The organism is Saccharopolyspora soli, from assembly GCF_022678645.1.
Lineage (GTDB): Bacteria > Actinomycetota > Actinomycetes > Mycobacteriales > Pseudonocardiaceae > Saccharopolyspora > Saccharopolyspora soli.
Genome location: NZ_JALBWV010000025.1, coordinates 100,508 through 116,411 on the forward strand (window position 1 = coordinate 100,508; position 15,904 = coordinate 116,411).

Consider the following 15,904-nt stretch of genomic DNA (forward strand, 5'->3'; position numbering starts at 1 on the left):
TCGATGCAACGACGACGCTTCGTCCTCGGCGCGGCCCTGGTGACCGCGCTGGTGGCCGCTGGTTGTGCCGCGAACAGCACGGCGGGCGCAAGCACCGACACGCTGCGCTACGCGGCTGTCGGCGCGCCCGCCGCAGCCAGCAACGATCCGCACGGTGGGCTCGGCAACGAGTCCGACGCCATGCGCTTCGCGCTGCTCTACGACGTCCTCACCGTTCCCGGCACCGACGGCGGTACCCAACCCCGACTGGCCACCTCGTGGACGCCCGACACCAGCCTGACCCGCTGGCAGGTGGCATTGCGACCAGACGCGACCTTCACCGACGGTCGGCCGGTCCGGGCCGCGGACGTGCTGTTCTCGCTGCGCCGGATGCAGGAGAAAGCAGCCGAGAACTACGGCCGGATGGCGATGTTCGACCTCGGCTCATCCGCCGTGGTCGACGATCACACCCTGGCCCTGGTGACGCACAAGCCGTTCGCGGAGGTCGGCAGAGCGCTGGAATCCGCGACATTCGTGGTCCCGGAGGGAAGCATCGACTTCAGCAACCCGGTCGCCGGGTCCGGACCGTTCCGGATGACAGGCGGCGACGCCGCCAACGCCGTGCTGGAGCGCAACGACCACTGGTGGGGGCCGCGCCCACCGTTGCGCCGAATCGAAATCCGCGCGATCGCGGATCCGCAGGCCCGCGCCAACGCGGTCGCCGCCGGACAGGCCGACGTCGCCGGAAGCGTGCACCCAGCGACCACTCGACAGTCCGAACAGGACGGTCTGCAAGTCGTACACCGACCCGCGGTGACCGTTTACCCGGTGGTCATGCGCCTGGACCGGGCGCCGTTCGACGACCCCCGAGTGCGCGAGGCAATCAAGCTCGCGGTGGATCGGAAGCAGTTGGTGGACACGGTCTTCCTCGGCCAGGGCACGGTCGGCAACGACCTGCTCACCCCCGCCGACCCCACCTCGCCAATGTTGCCGCAGCGGCAACGCGACCTCGGCAGGGCACGCCAATTGCTGACCGCGGCAGGACATCCCGACGGCCTGGACCTCACCTTGCGGACCACGACCGCCTACCCGGGCATGGACACCACCGCGACGCTGCTCGCCGACCAGCTCAAGACCGTCGGCATCCGGATCCAGGTGCGGGTGGAACCGCAGGACACCTTCTGGACCCAGGTCTACTCGCAGGCGGACTTCTACGTCAGCTACCTCGGCGGAATCCCATTCCTCGACGTCGCCCGCGTCGCTCTGCTGTCGAACTCGCCGACCAACGAAACCGCGTGGCACCGGCCGGACTGGGACCTCGGCTTCGACGCCGCACTGGCCACCCTGGACGAGGCCGGGCGCAACGCCCGACTGCGCGGTTTGCAACAGCAGGTGCGCGACGAGGGCGGCTACCTGGTGTGGGGTGTCGGTGACGGCCTCGACCTGGCACGTCCGCAGGTGGCGGGGCTGCCGACCGGGCCGGGATTCCAGCGGTTGTTCATCGACCAGGTCCGGGTCAACGCCACGTGATCCCGCTGTTGATCCGCTCGGCCGCACGCGGCGCGCTGTTGCTGTTCGCGGCCGCTGTCCTGGTCTTCGCCGCGACCGAGCTGCTGCCCGGCGATGCGGCGCAGGCCAGAACCCACGGCCGGGCCAGCGACGCGGAGCTGGCCAGGCTGCGCGCGCAGGCCGGTTTGGACGATCCGGCCTGGCAACGCTTCGGTCGCTGGCTGACCGGTCTCCTGCGCGGTGACGCGGGTCGGTCGCTGATCAGCGACCGACCGGTGTCGGTCCTGATCGGTGAACGGCTGCCCGCGACGCTCGCGCTGACCGGCTGCGCGCTGGCGATGGCGGTGCCGCTGATGCTGCTGCTGGCGTGGTGGGCGGGCAGCACACCGCGCCTGCGCGCTCCTGCTACCGGCGCGATCGCGGCCGCCGCCGCGGTACCGCAGGTCGTGGTCGCCGGGGCGCTGGTCGCGGTCTTCTCCGGGCTGCTGCACTGGCTACCGCAGGCTTCGCTGCTCCCCATCGGACAGTCGCCGTGGCGACAACCAGAACTGCTTGTCCTGCCCGCATTGTCGCTGGCGCTTCCGGCAACCGCGTTCGGCGCGGGGCTGCTCGCGGGCGCGGTGGCGGACGCGCAGCGGCTGCCGCACGTCGAGGACGCGGTCCTGCGCGGGGTGCCCCGCTGGCGGATCGCCGCGGGGCATGTCCTCCCCGTCCTGCTCCCGCCCATCCTCCGCGTCCTCGCGGTCATCGGCGGCGGGCTGATCGCCGCCACCACGGTGGTGGAGACGGTGTTCGGCTACAACGGCCTGGGCGAGCTGCTGGTCAGTTCGGTCGCCGGACGCGACGTGCCGACGGTGCAAGCCGTCGCGTTGCTCGGCGCGGCGGTCGTGCTCGCCGGGTTGTGGCTCGCCGACCTCACGCGAGGCGGAACCACATGAGATGGGCGAGCACAGCTGGTTGCCTGGCGATCGCCGTGCCGGGCCTGGCCATCGTCGGCGAACTGATCGCTCCGCACGTCCCGACCGAGATCATCGGCATGCCCTACGCGTCCCCGGGTGGAACCGCACCGCTGGGCACCGACGGGCTCGGCCGTGACGTGTTGTCGCGGGTGCTGGCCGGAGGCCGCAGCCTCGTCCTGATCGCGCTGGTGGCGGCGCTGCTGGCGACGTTCCTCGGCGTGGCGGGCGGATTGCTGGCCGGTTGGACCGACCGCTGGCCATCGCGACTGCTGACCGCGTTGGCCGACGTTCTGCTCGCCACACCCCTGCTGCTGCTCGCGCTGGTGCTGGCCGTGTCCCTGCCCGGCAACGCGGCGGTCGTGACCTCGACCGTCTGCGGTGGCGCACCGCTGACCCTGCGAGTGGTCCGGGACGCAACCCGACTGTCCCGCCGGTCCGGATATGTCGAAGCCGCCCGCGGCCGGGGCGAACGCGGTTCCGCGATCCTCGTCCGGGAGATCCTGCCGTCGCTGACCGGCTTGATCTCGGCCGATCTGGGCATGCGCTTCGTGGTCGCCGTGCAGATCGCCGCCGCGCTGAGCCTGTTCGGCTTCGGCACCCAACCCCCGGCAGCCGACTGGGCGCTGATGATCCGCGAGAACCTGCCGGGCTCGGGCCTCAACGCCGCGTGCATGATCGCTCCGGCCACGGCATTGGCCGTGCTGACGGCCGCAGTCGCTGGTGCGGCCTCGCTGGCTGACGCGAACCCGGGGTCGGCATGATGCGCACCGGTTTGGCGGTCGACGGCATGACCGTGCACGACCGGCGCGGACGTGCGGTCGTCTCCGATGTCTCGCTGCACGCTGATCCCGGCGAAACCATCGCGATCGTCGGTCCGTCCGGAAGCGGGAAGACCACCCTCCTGCACGCATTGCTGGATGCCCTGCCAACAGGACTGCGACGGATCGGCGGCACAGTCCGCTGGGGCGGGCGGATCATCACGCCCGGCCGCGCTGCCCGGCGCTGGCGGTACCGCACGGCGGGCATCGTCGGCCAACACCCCGCCGCGGCGCTGAATCCCTTGCAGCGGGTGCATTCCCTGGTAGCCGAGGGCACCCCGGACGAGCGACTGATCCGGCGAGCGCTCGACGAACTCGGCCTCGACAGCGCGGAGATGTGGCGACGACGCCCGCACCAGCTCTCCGGCGGCCAAGCACAACGAGTGGCCTTGGCCCGTGCCCTCGTACGCGAACCCGCGCTGCTCGTTCTCGACGAACCGACGACCGGGCTGGATCCCGACGCGCTCGATCTCGTCGGGCAGGCGATCGCCAAGCGACGCGGCGACGGGCGTTCGGTCACCCTGCTGGTCTCGCACGATCGGGACTTCGTGACGCGGGTGAGCGATCGCGTCGTCTCCTTCGGGCAGGAACGAACGTTCCGCGCCGGGCGGGCGATCCGGGCGGAAGCGGACATGGCCGTGTTCTCGGCATCCGGCCTGACCATCGCGCAACCGCCGGGCACCGCGCCGCTGGTCCAGGACAGCACCCTCGAACTTCGCCGGAACGAACTCGTCGCCGTGCTCGGGCCGTCCGGATGTGGCAAGAGCACACTGCTGCGTACGCTGGCGGGGCTGCATGCGGCCGACGAGGGCGAACTCCGGTGGCGGGGCAACATCTTCCCGCACCGCGTCGAGGACCGGACCCGACCCCAGCTTCGAGCGGTGCAACTCGTCTCCCAGGATCCCGCCACCACGCTGAACCCCGCGCACCGCGTCGGCACCGCAGTCGCCCGAGCCGCTCGTGTGCTGCGCGGACTTCCTCCTAGCGCAGCTCGGAAACGAACCGACGATCTGCTGCGCCTGGTCGGTCTCGGCGGTGCCGCGCAACGCTTTCCTCGCGAGCTCTCCGGCGGCCAACGGCAGCGCGTCTCCCTGGCGCGGGCGCTCGCCGCCGAACCCGAAGTGCTCCTCGCCGACGAGATCACCTCCGCGCTCGACGCCGCCACCGCGCATGACGTCCTGGATCTCCTGGACCGACTGCGCACCGACGGCCTCGCCGTCCTGCTGGTCACCCACGACCGGTCGATCGCCGACCGCGCTGACCGCACGCTGCGGCTGTACCGGCGTGGCCTGGCCCGCGCCAATCCCGACAGATCGGAGGAAACCCGTGCCTGGTGACGACGAGTCCGCGCTGCGGCGGGCAGCCGAGCACCTCAGCGCCCACCCCTGGATCGCCGCAGCCGACGTGGCGGAGGACGCCATCCGGCTGGTCCCCGCGCGCGACGCGCTCGCCGTGCGGCCGACTCCCGGCGGCTTGCTCGCCGAGCACCTCGCGCAGTGGAGCGAGGTCTACGACTGGACCTACTCCCAAGCCTCGGGGAGGCACGCCGACGACCTGGACCTGTCGGGGTGGCGGGCCTCGGACACCGGCGAGCCGTTCCCGGTGGAACACATGGCGGACTGGCTGCGGCACGCGGTCCAGCTGGTGCTGCGCGGCAAACCCACCTGGGTGCTCGAACTCGGTTGTGGCACAGGCATGCTCATGCACCGGCTGCACCCCGAGGTCGATGGTTATGTGGGGACCGATGTCGCCACCGATGCCGTTCGGGCACTGTCCGCAGCGGCCCCTGCCGGGGCGATGGTCGTGCAAGCGGCCGCGCACGAGGCGCGAAGCGCGGTCGTGCAGCAGGCCATGACCGCTGTCGGATTCCCGCGGGGACGACCGGACTGCGTGCTGCTGAACTCGGTCACGCAGTGCTTTCCCAGCGTCGAGTACCTGCGAGCGGTCGTGCAGGACGCGATCGGGCTCGTCGCACCGGGCGGCACCGTGGTCATCGGCGACGTCCGGCACGCCGGGCTGCTGCACGACCACCACCGGTGGGTCGAGACCGCCACCAATCCCCCGCTCTCGTCCCGCGAGGTCGAACGACGGGTAGCGGAGCGCGCCGATCGCGACGAGGAACTGCTCTTCGACCCGGCACTGCTGGCCGCGCTGGCCGCCGAGTCGGGCCGCGAGACCCGGATGGTCACCTACGCGAAGACCATGCGCGCCGACACCGAACTGACCCGCTACCGCTTCGACGCGGTGCTCCACGTCGAATCCGGCATTCCGGAGACGATTCCGACGGTGATCCGGTGGCCCGACCTTCCTTCCGACAACCGCCTCGCGGCCCTGCGCGCCCACCTCGACGACTCCCCAGTGCGAATCCAGCAGATCCCCAACCGACTCCTCACGCCCGGTACCGGACCAACCGCTGCCGATCTGCACCGCGAAATCGCCGACCTGGGCGCCGTCGTATCGCTGGACCCCGCCGACCCGCGGCTCCTCGAAGTGATCGCACCCGCCGAGGCAGCCGCTCGACCAGTGAAGGCGATTTCCGGTCCTGAACGTGCGCACGAGCCGTTGCACGGGTTCGTGCGCCGCAGGCTGACCGAGCTCGCGCGGCGCGAACTGCGCCGGACGGGTCACGGATCCATTCCGATCACGGTCGCTTTGGGAGAGCCGGATGCACGCTGAATCGGCCCTGCTGGACCAAGTCGCTGAAGCCGCAGCGGCCTCGATCGAAGACGTCGACACCGCCGCACTCCCCGGTTTCATGCGGCAGCTAGACCAAGCCGCGCTGCTGGCGATGGCCCGAACCCTCGGCCGCAACGGGCTGTTCCGGCCGGGGCTCCGCCACCGCTGCGACCAGGTCGCTGACCGGCTGCGCGTCGCACCCCGGCACCGCTGGATCCTCCGCCGCTGGCTCACCGTCCTGCACGACGAAGGACTGCTGCATCGCGACGACGCCACTGGCTTCCTGCACGACCTGCGTGCCGTGCGGCGATCCGAAGTCGCCGACGCGGCGGCGACGGTGCACGAAGCCGCTCGCGGTCTCGGATATCCCGCCGAGATGGCCCGGTTCTTCCTCGCCGCCTTCGACCAACTCCCCCGCCTGCTCCGGGACGAGGTCGCGGTGCAAACGCTGTTGTTCCCCGACAGCGACCTCTCCACCGCCGAAGGCGCCTACCAGGACAACGTCATCAACCGCTACCTCAACGCGGCGGCGATCGAAATGCTGCGCTGGGAGTGCCAGCACACCGCGGCGCCGCTCCGGGTGCTGGAACTCGGTGCCGGAGTCGGCGGAACCACCGCAGCCGTCGTTCCCGCGCTCGCCGACGAGGCGGTGCACTACCTGTTCACCGACGTCTCCCAGTTCTTCCTGGACGCCGGGCGGCGCAGGTTCGGCGACCGGCTCCACTACCGCATCCTCGACATCAACGCCGACGCCCTGGGCCAGCCAGGCTCGGCGGACGTCGTGCTGGCCGCGAACGTCCTGCACAATTCGGTCCACATCGGACACCTGCTGAATCGGCTGCGCGACCTGCTGGCGCCCGGCGGTCTGCTCGTGATGATCGAGTCGTGCCGGGAGCACTACCAGGCCATGACGTCGATGCAGTTCCTGATGTCCTCGCGCGACGGCGGACCGCAGCCCGGCACGAGCGATGTGCGAGCCGGTACCGATCGCGTCTTCCTGACCCGCGACGAATGGCTCGGCGAACTGACCGCGGCCGACTACGCCCCGCTGCTCGACCTGCCCAACCCTGTGCATCCGCTGGCCGCGCTCGGCCAGCACATCTTCGCCGCGCGGACGCGAACCACCACCGACGACAGGAGTAGCCATGAACGCTGAACTCGACATCAGCACCGAGCTGGCCGAGATCTGGGCGGAACTGCTCGGCCTGGCACCGGACGAGGTGCCGCGGGACACCGGTTTTCTCAACCTCGGCGGCGATTCGGTGCTCGCGGTGCGGATGTCCGCTGTGGTCCGCCGAAAGCTCGGCGTGGCCCTCGCGCTGTCCGACGTCCGCGTGGAGATCACCCTCGCCGAGTTGGCCGACCTCATCACGCGACGCAGCGCCGGAGCCGCTGGCGGTCGCGCCCTGCCCGTCGAGGTGGTACGGCGGACCGATCCGGCCGCGCCGTTCCCGTTGCTTCCGTTGCAGCAGGGCTACTTCGTCGGCCAGCAGGACGGTTGGGAACTGTCCTACGACTCCGCGCACCACTACGTCGACATCGGTCTCACCGAGGTCGATGCCGACGAAGCCCCCGAAGCACTCCAGGACGCGCTGCGACGACTGGTGCGGCACCAGCCCACCCTGCGCGCCCGCGTGCTGCCGGACGGACGGCAGCACCTCCTGGCCGCAGACGATGCCGACGCCGTGCCCACGTTGCAGGTGATCGACTTGCGCGACGCGCCCGAGGCGGAAGCCAAGGCGACGGTGGCCGCCATCCGGTCGCAGATGAGCACGAACGGTCCCGATCCCACGTACGGCCCTGGTGTGGAAATGCGGCTGACGCTGCTGCCCGACGATCGCGCCCGACTGCACACGGCAGTCAGCCTGCTCATCATCGACGGCTGGTCGTCGAACGTCTTCTACCGGGACCTGTTCGGCCTGGTGGCGGACTGGAACGCGGTGCTGCCTCCGTTGGAGGTCGACTACGGCGACTACGTCGAGTCGGTGTCCGACCTGTCCGACACCGACGCGTGGGACGCCGACCGCGACTGGTGGTGGGACCGCCTCGACTCGTTCCCGCTGCCGCCCGCCCTACCGTTGGTCGCCGATCCGCGCGAGGTGCGGCCGGACCTGATGGGCACCCGGCAGACCACCGTGGATGTGGAAACCTGGGCGGCCTTCCGGACGCAGTGCACCGCGCACGGCGTGACGCCCTCGGCTGCGATGTTCACCGCTTACGCGATCGTGTTGGCCCGGCAGGCCGGGCACCGCCGCATGCTGCTGAACTCCTTGCAGCTGAACCGCTTGCCGCTGCATCCCGACGTGCACCGGATCGTCGGGGCGTTCGCGTCGACGATGCTGATCCCGGTCGAACTCGCCGCCGACGCCACCTTCGCCGAGCTGGCCGCCGACAGCCAGCGCCAGTTCAGCGAATCGGCGGCGCACAACCTGATCAGCGGCGTCGAAGTGGCCCGCGAACTGGGCCGCCGCCGCGGCACCCACCGACCAGTGGCGCCCATCGTCTTCCAGAGCACCCTCGGCATGGACGCGGCCATGGGCGAACGCGTCCCGGAGACCGCTGGGCCGATGGGGCGGATCGACATGGCCGACCACCACCAGCAACTCCGGACGCCGCAGGTCGCGCTGGAGGTGCGGATGTTCGAGCTGCGCGACGAGATGTTCCTGGTGTTCTCGCTGGTGGACGAGCTGTTCGACACTTCCGTCGTGGACGGGATGTTCCACGAGCTGACCGGCATCGCGCGCACCCTCGCCGAACCGGAGAGCTGGGACGCCTCGGTGGCTCTGCCTTCGGAATTGGACGCACCGGAGCCCGAGCCGGCAGAACACCTGCGGGTCGGTCGGTACGAACGCCAGGACCGCACCGAGGAGTTGGGGCCACCGCGAACTGACCTGGAACGCACGATCGCGGCGGTGTGGGAGGACATGCTCGGGGTCAGCGGAGTGGACCGAGCAGACGATTTCTTCGCGCTCGGCGGCGATTCCCTGCTCGCGGTGCGGGTACTCGGCAAGCTCGCCCGGGAGTCGGGAATCACCGTCGCGGTCCGCGACTTCCTGGACGCCCCAACAATTTCCGGCCTCGCAGCGCTCACCGCACCGGAACGCTGAATGCTCGTGAGTGGTTATGGCCGCTAGAGCGACCATAACCACTCACGACGTCAGCTCTCCGTCAAGGTGGCGCGGAAGAGACCTTGCTCCAGCCATACCGCAGCCCGCACTCCGTCGGCGGCAGCCTGGCTCACCAGAGTCAGGGCGTCCGGCACGGCCGGGACGCGAGCCATGTCACCGGCCGCCGAGACGCCGGGCACCGTAGTGGCCTGCAACTCGTCGACCTGCACAAGACCGTCCTCCAGGATCGCGCAACCCAGGTCTTCCGCGAACGAAGCACGCTGTCGGGTTGGCGCGCGGTGGAAAACGGCCTGCCGCTCCAGCACCGCCCCGTCCGCGAAGTGCAACTGCAGAGCGTCCAGTTCACCGGTCACCTTCGCCAGCGGGTCGGCGCGCACCTCCACGCCGCGCGCGGCTAGCTTGCCGGTCACCTCGTCGGGCAGCTCGTGCGAGCCATGGGTCACCACTACGACGTCGTCGCTGTAGCGATCGGCCAGGTACAGACCGAGCATCACCTGCGGCATGTCGCGGCCGAGAACCGCCAACGTTTTGCCGGTGGCTTCCCAGCCGTGGCAGAAGGGGCAGTGGAAGATGCTGCGGCCGAAGCGCTCCGGCACGCCTGGGATGTCGTACGGCTCGTCGACCTGCCCGGTCGCCAGGATCAGTCGACGCGCGTGCTCCCGGCTGCCGTCGGCGAATTCCACGGTGAAGTCGTCGATGCCGCCGGAGACCGCGGTGACCTGCTCGGATCGCAGTTCGACGCCGGGGTAGGCGGTCAGCTCGGCACGTCCCAGCGCCAGCAGCTCGTGCGGCGAGAAACCGTCCCGGCTGAGGTACATGTGCATCTCGTCCGCCGGTGCGTTGCGCACCTGGCCACCGTCAGCCACCAACACGCGGCGGCGCTGGCGCCCGAGCACCAGAGCTGCGCTGAGCCCAGCGGGCCCACCGCCGATCACGATCACGTCGAACACGCTGACTCCCTCTGGTCGGAACTAATGGAAACGATTATCGTTGCTATGACCATCCCGCGAAAGGGGTCCGATGGCGGATCAGCTCATCGCCGCACTCGGCGGCTACGGCGCGGTCGGCTCCACGGCCGTCCGTCGACTCGCCGAGCAGGGCTGCACCCACATCCGCGTGGGCGGACGCAACCCGGCCCGGGGCCTCGCCCTGCGCAGCGAGATCCCGAACCTTGAAGTGTCCTATGTAGACATCGACAACCCGGTAAGCCTCAAGGAGTTCTGCTCCGGCGCGGACCTCGTCCTCAACTGCGCCGGACCCTCTTACCGGATCCTCGACGCGGTCGCCCGAGCGGCCTCCGCGGCGGGCGCGCACTACGTTGACGTGGCCGGAGACGTGCCCGCCCGCCGCGCACTGGGCACGACGACGTTCACGGATCGAGCGGCGGTCTTCTCGGCGGGCCTCATGCCAGGTCTGACCGGGCTGCTCCCCCGGCTCGTCGCCACAGCCGGGGACCGGGTGGAAATCCATGTCGGGGGCGCGGTGCGCGTGACACCGGCCTCGGCAGCGGACATCCTCCTCGCCAACGGGCCGGATTTCGGGGAGTCGCTGGCCGCGTGGCGCGGCGGCACCGTGATTCCACGCGCCCTGACGCCGCTGCGCCGCGTCGAACTGCCCGGCTTCCCCGAGCCCGTCGACGCGATGCCGTTCCTGCCAACGGAAAGCACCCGGTTGGCAGCCGAGCTCGATCTGGCGGAGCTGCGGTTCTACACCGTCTACGCCTCCGAGGCCATCCCGAGCGCCCTGGCGATGGCATGGGCGGACGACCCGGAGTTCCAAGCCGACCACGTCAAACCGCTGATCCGAGCGGCCACGTCAGACCTGCGCGGCCGCGACCCGTACTACTCGCTCACCGCCCACGTTCTCACCGACACCGGACAGCCGTCCTCAGTGGCCCTGCACACGGCGGACCCGTACCAGCTCAGCGGAGTGGTGGCGGCGCTGACAGCGGTGGCCGCACTCAGCGGAAAGATCCGCCCAGGGGTGCATTTCGCGGACGAGGTGCTGGACCCCCGGAGCACTGCGGACGCCCTCCGCCACGATCCGCTCGTCCAAGCGCTCACCATCCATGCTGCGACCGGCAGTTCCGCCGACCACATCGCCCACCATGAAATCAACAACGGCAATCGTTGTGGATAGTGTTCGACGAGGGACTGGATGACTCGACAACCACGCCGAAGGACGAAGAAGAACTCCGACACCGGCTTCACCGTCATCCTTTGCGACAGCTGCGGGAACAACGGCCAACTACCGATCCTCGGCGCCCTGCGGGACACGATCCGCCGCTGTCCCAACGCAGTACTCGTACGGGCGCACTGCCCCCTCGGGCGTTTGTGGTGCCACGTCGAGATAACGTCCACACCACGAACGGGTGGACACCTCGTACTGGTGCAGCGGTGCACCGGTACCCGCGAGCCGGTGGGCGCCGTTATGCCAGTAGGACCGGTGCGCACCACCGAAGACCTCACCGCACTGACGCGTTGGCTGGAAACCACACCAGTGAGCATCGACGAACTCCCCCGACGCCTGCACTGGTTCCACCACCACCGACGGCAGGCCACCCGGAACTAGCGCGCGGAAAGGACGAATCCGGGGCTGACGACCAGGGGCAGGACCGCGCCTGCCCCTGGTCCGTTCACTTCAGGCCCTCGGCCCCGCCGAGCGCGGCGACCTGGGCGTCCATCCACTGCACGTAACTCTGTCCGGCTGGCAGGGTTTCAGTCATCGAGACCACCGGAATGCCGGTTTGCTCGGCGTGCACGCGCAGTTGCGCGGTCACCGGGGATTCGGTCTGCGGGTTGAACACCAGGGCGGTGGCCCGTCTCGTGTCGAGGGCGTCCTGGATTTCCGCGATCGCTGCGGCTGGCGGGTCGTTCTCGGCCTCGACCGCATCGACGAAGCTGTCCGGGGTGATGTCGTTGAGGCCGGACTCCTCGATCAGGTAGAAGGCGACCGGCTCGGTCGCGACCACCTCCGCGCCCTGGCGGGCCGCGGCGATCTGCCGGGCCCGGTCGTCCAACTGCCCTACCTGGACTTGGAAGCGCTCCGCGTTCGCGGCGAATTCCGAGGCTTTCGCGGGTTGCAGCCTGCCCAGCTCGGTCGCGACCCGCTCGGCCACCGAATCAACGGCGTGGAAGTCGTACCAGAAGTGTTCGTTGATCGAGTGGTCGTGGGAGTGGCCGTGCCCTTCCTCGGCCTCGGGTGCGGGCGATGGCGGGGTGCGGCCGAACGCGGCGGCTTCGACGGTCGGCGCCTCCCTCGGCTCGGCCGCCAGGATCTTCTCGACGAACCCGTCGTACCCAGCTCCGTTGAACACCACGAGATCGGCGTTGGCGACCTTGGCGGCGTCCTCCGGGACGCTTTCGTAGGCGTGCGGGTTGACGATCGGATTGCTGATCAGCGGCTGCACGTCGACCGCACTCCCGCCGACCTCGGCCACCACGCTCGCCCAGACGTTGGTGGACGTCACCACGGTGATCGTGTCGTCGTCGGCACCGGGTTGTGCGCGGACCGGGCCGCATCCGGCCAGCGCCAGCGCGGCCGCGCTGAGGCTCGCGGCCGTCGCGACGACCTTTGACCGGCGATCTTCGCGGAATGTCATGGCATTGCTCCTCTGGAAACCCAAATCGACGGACCTTGACCCCCGTGAGCATAATCGACAATGATTGTCGTTATCATCTAGGCTTGAGAGGGTTCCGACAGCTGCGAGGTGCGATGAACGAAGCGTTGAGCCGACTGCTCGGTCGGTCGAACCGGCCTGATCTCGACCGCGCCGAACGCGCGGGCGAGATCGCGGAACTGGTGCGGGTCACCCTCGGACTGCCCGAGAACTCGACCGTGACGGTCCAGGAACTCGCCTGCGCCGAGCCCGGCTGCCCGCCGATGGAGACGAAGATCGCCGTGCTCGACCAGACCGCGAGGCGCTGGACCCTGCACGCGCAGCTGTCCGAAGTGGACGACGAGGCCGTCCGCAAGGCCCTGACCACCCAACCTGAAGGGGAGAACGCATCGCGATGACCGACAACTCCGACGACCGCGTACCGGTCACCGTGCTGACCGGGTTCCTGGGTTCCGGCAAGACCACGCTGCTCAACCGGATTCTCACCGAGAACCACGGCATGCGCATCGCCGTGATCGAGAACGAGTTCGGCGAGGTCGGCATCGACGACGGCCTGGTGCTCGACGCCGAAGAAGAAGTCTTCGAGATGAACAACGGCTGCATCTGCTGCACCGTGCGCGGTGATCTCATCCGCATCCTCGGCGCGCTGCTCAAACGCAAGGACCGCTTCGACGCGATCCTCATCGAGACCACCGGCCTGGCTGATCCCGCCCCCGTCGCGCAGACCTTCTTCGTCGACGACGCGCTGCGCACCCAACTGCGCCTGGACGCGATCGTGACGGTGGTCGACGCCAAGCACATCGTCCAACACCTCGACGATCACAAGCCCGAAGGCACCGAGAACGAGGCCGTCGAACAGCTCGCCTTCGCGGACCGCGTCGTGCTGAACAAGACCGACCTCGTCGACGCGGCCGAGATCGAGGAAGTCCAGCGGCGGATCCACGACATCAACGCCGGAGTGCGCATCCTACCCGCCCAGCACGCCGACGTCGACCTCGCCGAAGTGCTGGGGGTGCACGCCTTCGACCTCGACCAGGTGCTCGCCGACGAGCCGGAGTTCCTCGACGACACCGACCACCAGCACGACCTCACGGTGACCAGCGTCGGCATCGCGGCCGATGGGGTGGTCAACGTCGAGAAGCTCAACGAATGGCTGGGCGTGCTGCTCGGCGAGCGCGGGACGGATCTGTTCCGCAGCAAGGGAATCCTCAACCTCGCCGGAACCGACCAGCGCTACGTCTTCCAAGGCGTGCACATGCTCCACGATGGCGATCTCGGTGCGCCGTGGCGGGACGGCGAGCCTCGGCGGAACCGGATGGTGTTCATCGGCCGCAACCTCGACCGCGAACAGTTGGAGAAGGAGTTCCGGGCGTGCTTGGAACCGGTACCCGCGGGGGCGTCCGCGTGACCACGCTCGTGAACAACTCGGTACTGCTGCCCCGCTGGCAGGTCGACGTGGGCGAACCCGTCATCGCCCTCGATGCGTTGCCCAGCGGGCGCGGCGCCCCGGATGCTCTGGTGGCCGGTGGCTCCGAAGGTGCGCTGCGGGTCTTCGACCCCGACGGCGCACCGCGGTACGAGCGGGATCTCGATGACGCCCTGCTCACCGTCACCGCCAGCCCGGACGGAACCCGGATCGCCGCGCTGGGCATGGGCAGTCGACGACTGTGGGGCGCCACCGACGGCGAGGCCCTGCACAGCGAGGGCACCGAGTGGTCGGCTTCGGCCGCGTGGGACGCGAAATCCCAGTCACTGGCGGTCGCCGACGGCAGACGAGTGCGGGTCCTGGACCGGGACGGCAGGACCCGCTGGAGCTCCGAGCAGATGACCAGCACCGTGACCAACGTGCTGTGGCCCCGTGGGCGCCTCCGCGTCGCGGCGTCGTCCTACCGGGGCGTGACGATCTTCGAGCCGGACACCGATCGGATCACCAACACCCTGGAGGCACCGGGAGCGATCTCCGGGCTGACCGCCGCGCCGAACGGCAGGTGGGTGGTCGGCGGCAGCCAAGACGCGACCCTGCACGGCTGGAAGGTCACCGACGGCTCGGACTTCCAGATGTCGGGCTTCCCCGCCACCGTGTCCCACCTGGCTTTCGAAGCCGGTGGGCGGTGGATGGCCTGCGAGTCCGCCGAAGTCCTCACCTGCTGGGACTTCTCCGGCGCTGGACCGACCGGCCGGGCCGGGGTCGTGCTGACCGGACACGAGTCCGCGGTCGCCGCGTTCGCCTGGGCACCGGGCCACCGCCAGACGCTCATCAGCGGTGACCGCACCGGTACCGTGCTGGTGTGGCGGATCGCCGCCAACACCAAGCCCGGCGACGAACTCCGCCCCGTCGGCGGGCTCCGCGACGACGACCCGGTCACCGCGATCTCCACCGGCCGCAGCCGCACCACGCCAACCGTCTACATCGGACGACGAACCGGCCGCATCGACGCCCTGACCGTCACCTGAACCACCAGACCCCCGCGAAAGCAGAAGCAAGCTTCATCGTTCGACTCGACTCGCCCGCGCAAACCTCCGGAATCCGGCACTCGTCGGGGGAAGCGCTGGTCCGTCCTGGTGGCATGACGCGCGAGTGCTTGATGTTGAAGATGACAACCAGTACCAGTAGAGGTGAGTGGCGTTCGCACCGGCTGACGTCACCACGCCCGGAGTTGGAGGTTCCCGTGTCCCTGGACGTTTCCGCCGACCTGCTCGACCGCGCGGAGCGCGGTGCGATCACCGATGCCGAGTTCATCGCCTGCGTGCGCGAATCGTTGCCCTACGCCTGGATGGTGATCAGTTCCGTGGTTACCGACCTGGACAGCGGCACGGCCGAATTCGCCGACAACACCACGCCTCCGCCCAGCGAGGCCGATCGCGGGCAACTGTTGCGCGCACTGGCTTCGGACGCGATCCGAGGCGGCTTGGAACGCCACTTCGGCGTCAAGCTGTCCTTCCAGAACTGCCACCGGGTTGCCGCCTTCCGGCCGTCCGCGGTCGACAGCGACACCTACCGGGAGTTCATCTCGGTCCGCGGCCAATTGCTGAACCAAAGCCCCGAACTCCGGGACTGCTGAGCCGCTACGTCCTGCTGGGCGAGGGTCGGGGGGGGGGGGGGGGGGGGGGGCCCCCCCGGGGGGCGCCCCCCCCCCCCCCGGGGGCGCCCCCCCCCCCCCCGGGGGGGGGGGCCCCCCCCCCGCGCCGGGGGCGGGGGGGGGGGGGCGGGGGGGG

Annotated in this window: 15 protein-coding genes; 13 read left to right on the plus strand and 2 right to left on the minus strand. The window is 69.9% G+C overall.

Annotated elements, in window-relative coordinates; all coding sequences use genetic code 11:
• The first annotated feature begins 3 nt into the window (after positions 1 to 3).
• From MOQ72_RS20295 to MOQ72_RS20325, 7 genes are read left to right on the plus strand one after another with little or no spacing between them, the layout of a single operon-like run.
• Positions 4 to 1,509, plus strand: coding sequence for an ABC transporter substrate-binding protein (locus MOQ72_RS20295; protein WP_242185470.1), 1,506 nt, complete (start codon positions 4 to 6; stop codon positions 1,507 to 1,509).
• Positions 1,506 to 2,426 carry an ABC transporter permease gene (locus tag MOQ72_RS20300; protein ID WP_242185472.1) on the plus strand — a complete coding sequence of 307 codons (921 nt, stop codon included), beginning with the start codon at positions 1,506 to 1,508 and terminating at the stop codon, positions 2,424 to 2,426. Before MOQ72_RS20295 ends, MOQ72_RS20300 begins: the two co-directional genes overlap by 4 nt.
• Positions 2,423 to 3,208, plus strand: a complete 786-nt coding sequence (locus MOQ72_RS20305) for an ABC transporter permease (RefSeq protein ID WP_242185473.1) — start codon at positions 2,423 to 2,425, stop codon at positions 3,206 to 3,208. Before MOQ72_RS20300 ends, MOQ72_RS20305 begins: the two co-directional genes overlap by 4 nt.
• Positions 3,208 to 4,602: an ABC transporter ATP-binding protein gene (locus MOQ72_RS20310; RefSeq protein WP_242185474.1), complete on the plus strand. Its 1,395-nt coding sequence runs from the start codon at positions 3,208 to 3,210 to the stop codon at positions 4,600 to 4,602. The genes MOQ72_RS20305 and MOQ72_RS20310 overlap by 1 nt, the downstream gene beginning before the upstream one ends.
• Positions 4,592 to 5,941: a methyltransferase gene (locus tag MOQ72_RS20315; protein ID WP_242185475.1), complete on the plus strand. Its 1,350-nt coding sequence runs from the start codon at positions 4,592 to 4,594 to the stop codon at positions 5,939 to 5,941. The genes MOQ72_RS20310 and MOQ72_RS20315 overlap by 11 nt, the downstream gene beginning before the upstream one ends.
• Entirely contained in the window at positions 5,931 to 7,097 is a 1,167-nt protein-coding gene (locus MOQ72_RS20320) for a class I SAM-dependent methyltransferase (RefSeq protein WP_242185476.1), read from the plus strand. Before MOQ72_RS20315 ends, MOQ72_RS20320 begins: the two co-directional genes overlap by 11 nt.
• The gene (locus MOQ72_RS20325; protein ID WP_242185477.1) at positions 7,087 to 9,048 is read left to right on the plus strand and encodes a condensation domain-containing protein; all 1,962 of its coding nucleotides are present in this window, start codon (positions 7,087 to 7,089) and stop codon (positions 9,046 to 9,048) included. Before MOQ72_RS20320 ends, MOQ72_RS20325 begins: the two co-directional genes overlap by 11 nt.
• A gap of 50 nt (positions 9,049 to 9,098) precedes the next feature.
• Here MOQ72_RS20325 and MOQ72_RS20330 read toward each other — a convergent pair whose 3' ends face one another.
• Positions 9,099 to 10,019 carry an NAD(P)/FAD-dependent oxidoreductase gene (locus MOQ72_RS20330; protein ID WP_242185478.1) on the minus strand — a complete coding sequence of 307 codons (921 nt, stop codon included), beginning with the start codon at positions 10,017 to 10,019 and terminating at the stop codon, positions 9,099 to 9,101.
• Between the two features lie 70 nt (positions 10,020 to 10,089).
• On the opposite strand from MOQ72_RS20330, the gene MOQ72_RS20335 reads away from it, so the two are divergent.
• Both MOQ72_RS20335 and MOQ72_RS20340 read left to right on the plus strand, forming a co-directional pair.
• On the plus strand, positions 10,090 to 11,208 hold the full coding sequence (locus tag MOQ72_RS20335) for a saccharopine dehydrogenase NADP-binding domain-containing protein (protein ID WP_242185479.1): 1,119 nt from the start codon (positions 10,090 to 10,092) through the stop codon (positions 11,206 to 11,208).
• Between the two features lie 18 nt (positions 11,209 to 11,226).
• Positions 11,227 to 11,640: a hypothetical protein gene (locus MOQ72_RS20340; RefSeq protein ID WP_242185481.1), complete on the plus strand. Its 414-nt coding sequence runs from the start codon at positions 11,227 to 11,229 to the stop codon at positions 11,638 to 11,640.
• A gap of 64 nt (positions 11,641 to 11,704) precedes the next feature.
• Here MOQ72_RS20340 and MOQ72_RS20345 read toward each other — a convergent pair whose 3' ends face one another.
• On the minus strand, positions 11,705 to 12,670 hold the full coding sequence (locus tag MOQ72_RS20345; protein ID WP_242185482.1) for a metal ABC transporter solute-binding protein, Zn/Mn family: 966 nt from the start codon (positions 12,668 to 12,670) through the stop codon (positions 11,705 to 11,707).
• A 113-nt stretch (positions 12,671 to 12,783) separates the two neighbouring features.
• On the opposite strand from MOQ72_RS20345, the gene MOQ72_RS20350 reads away from it, so the two are divergent.
• The 4 genes from MOQ72_RS20350 (at position 12,784) to MOQ72_RS20365 (ending at position 15,750) form a co-directional block, all read left to right on the plus strand.
• Entirely contained in the window at positions 12,784 to 13,086 is a 303-nt protein-coding gene (locus MOQ72_RS20350; protein ID WP_242185483.1) for a hypothetical protein, read from the plus strand.
• Positions 13,083 to 14,096, plus strand: a complete 1,014-nt coding sequence (locus MOQ72_RS20355; RefSeq protein ID WP_242185484.1) for a CobW family GTP-binding protein — start codon at positions 13,083 to 13,085, stop codon at positions 14,094 to 14,096. Before MOQ72_RS20350 ends, MOQ72_RS20355 begins: the two co-directional genes overlap by 4 nt.
• A complete protein-coding gene (locus tag MOQ72_RS20360) occupies positions 14,093 to 15,142 on the plus strand; it encodes a WD40 repeat domain-containing protein (protein WP_242185485.1) in 1,050 nt (349 codons plus the stop codon). The genes MOQ72_RS20355 and MOQ72_RS20360 overlap by 4 nt, the downstream gene beginning before the upstream one ends.
• Positions 15,143 to 15,357: 215 nt before the next feature.
• The gene (locus MOQ72_RS20365; RefSeq protein ID WP_242185486.1) at positions 15,358 to 15,750 is read left to right on the plus strand and encodes an SCO5389 family protein; all 393 of its coding nucleotides are present in this window, start codon (positions 15,358 to 15,360) and stop codon (positions 15,748 to 15,750) included.
• The last annotated feature ends 154 nt before the right edge of the window (positions 15,751 to 15,904 follow it).

Bases quoted from the DNA above. Each gene is read 5' to 3' on its own strand.
- MOQ72_RS20295 (WP_242185470.1), top strand. From the start codon at position 4: ATGCAACGACGACGCTTCGTCCTCGGCGCGGCCCTGGTGACCGCGCTG.
- MOQ72_RS20305 (WP_242185473.1), top strand. From the start codon at position 2,423: ATGAGATGGGCGAGCACAGCTGGTTGCCTGGCGATCGCCGTGCCGGGC.
- MOQ72_RS20310 (WP_242185474.1), top strand. From the start codon at position 3,208: ATGCGCACCGGTTTGGCGGTCGACGGCATGACCGTGCACGACCGGCGC.
- MOQ72_RS20320 (WP_242185476.1), top strand. From the start codon at position 5,931: ATGCACGCTGAATCGGCCCTGCTGGACCAAGTCGCTGAAGCCGCAGCG.
- MOQ72_RS20325 (WP_242185477.1), top strand. From the start codon at position 7,087: ATGAACGCTGAACTCGACATCAGCACCGAGCTGGCCGAGATCTGGGCG.
- MOQ72_RS20335 (WP_242185479.1), top strand. From the start codon at position 10,090: ATGGCGGATCAGCTCATCGCCGCACTCGGCGGCTACGGCGCGGTCGGC.
- MOQ72_RS20340 (WP_242185481.1), top strand. From the start codon at position 11,227: ATGACTCGACAACCACGCCGAAGGACGAAGAAGAACTCCGACACCGGC.
- MOQ72_RS20345 (WP_242185482.1), bottom strand. From the start codon at position 12,670: ATGACATTCCGCGAAGATCGCCGGTCAAAGGTCGTCGCGACGGCCGCG.
- MOQ72_RS20350 (WP_242185483.1), top strand. From the start codon at position 12,784: ATGAACGAAGCGTTGAGCCGACTGCTCGGTCGGTCGAACCGGCCTGAT.
- MOQ72_RS20355 (WP_242185484.1), top strand. From the start codon at position 13,083: ATGACCGACAACTCCGACGACCGCGTACCGGTCACCGTGCTGACCGGG.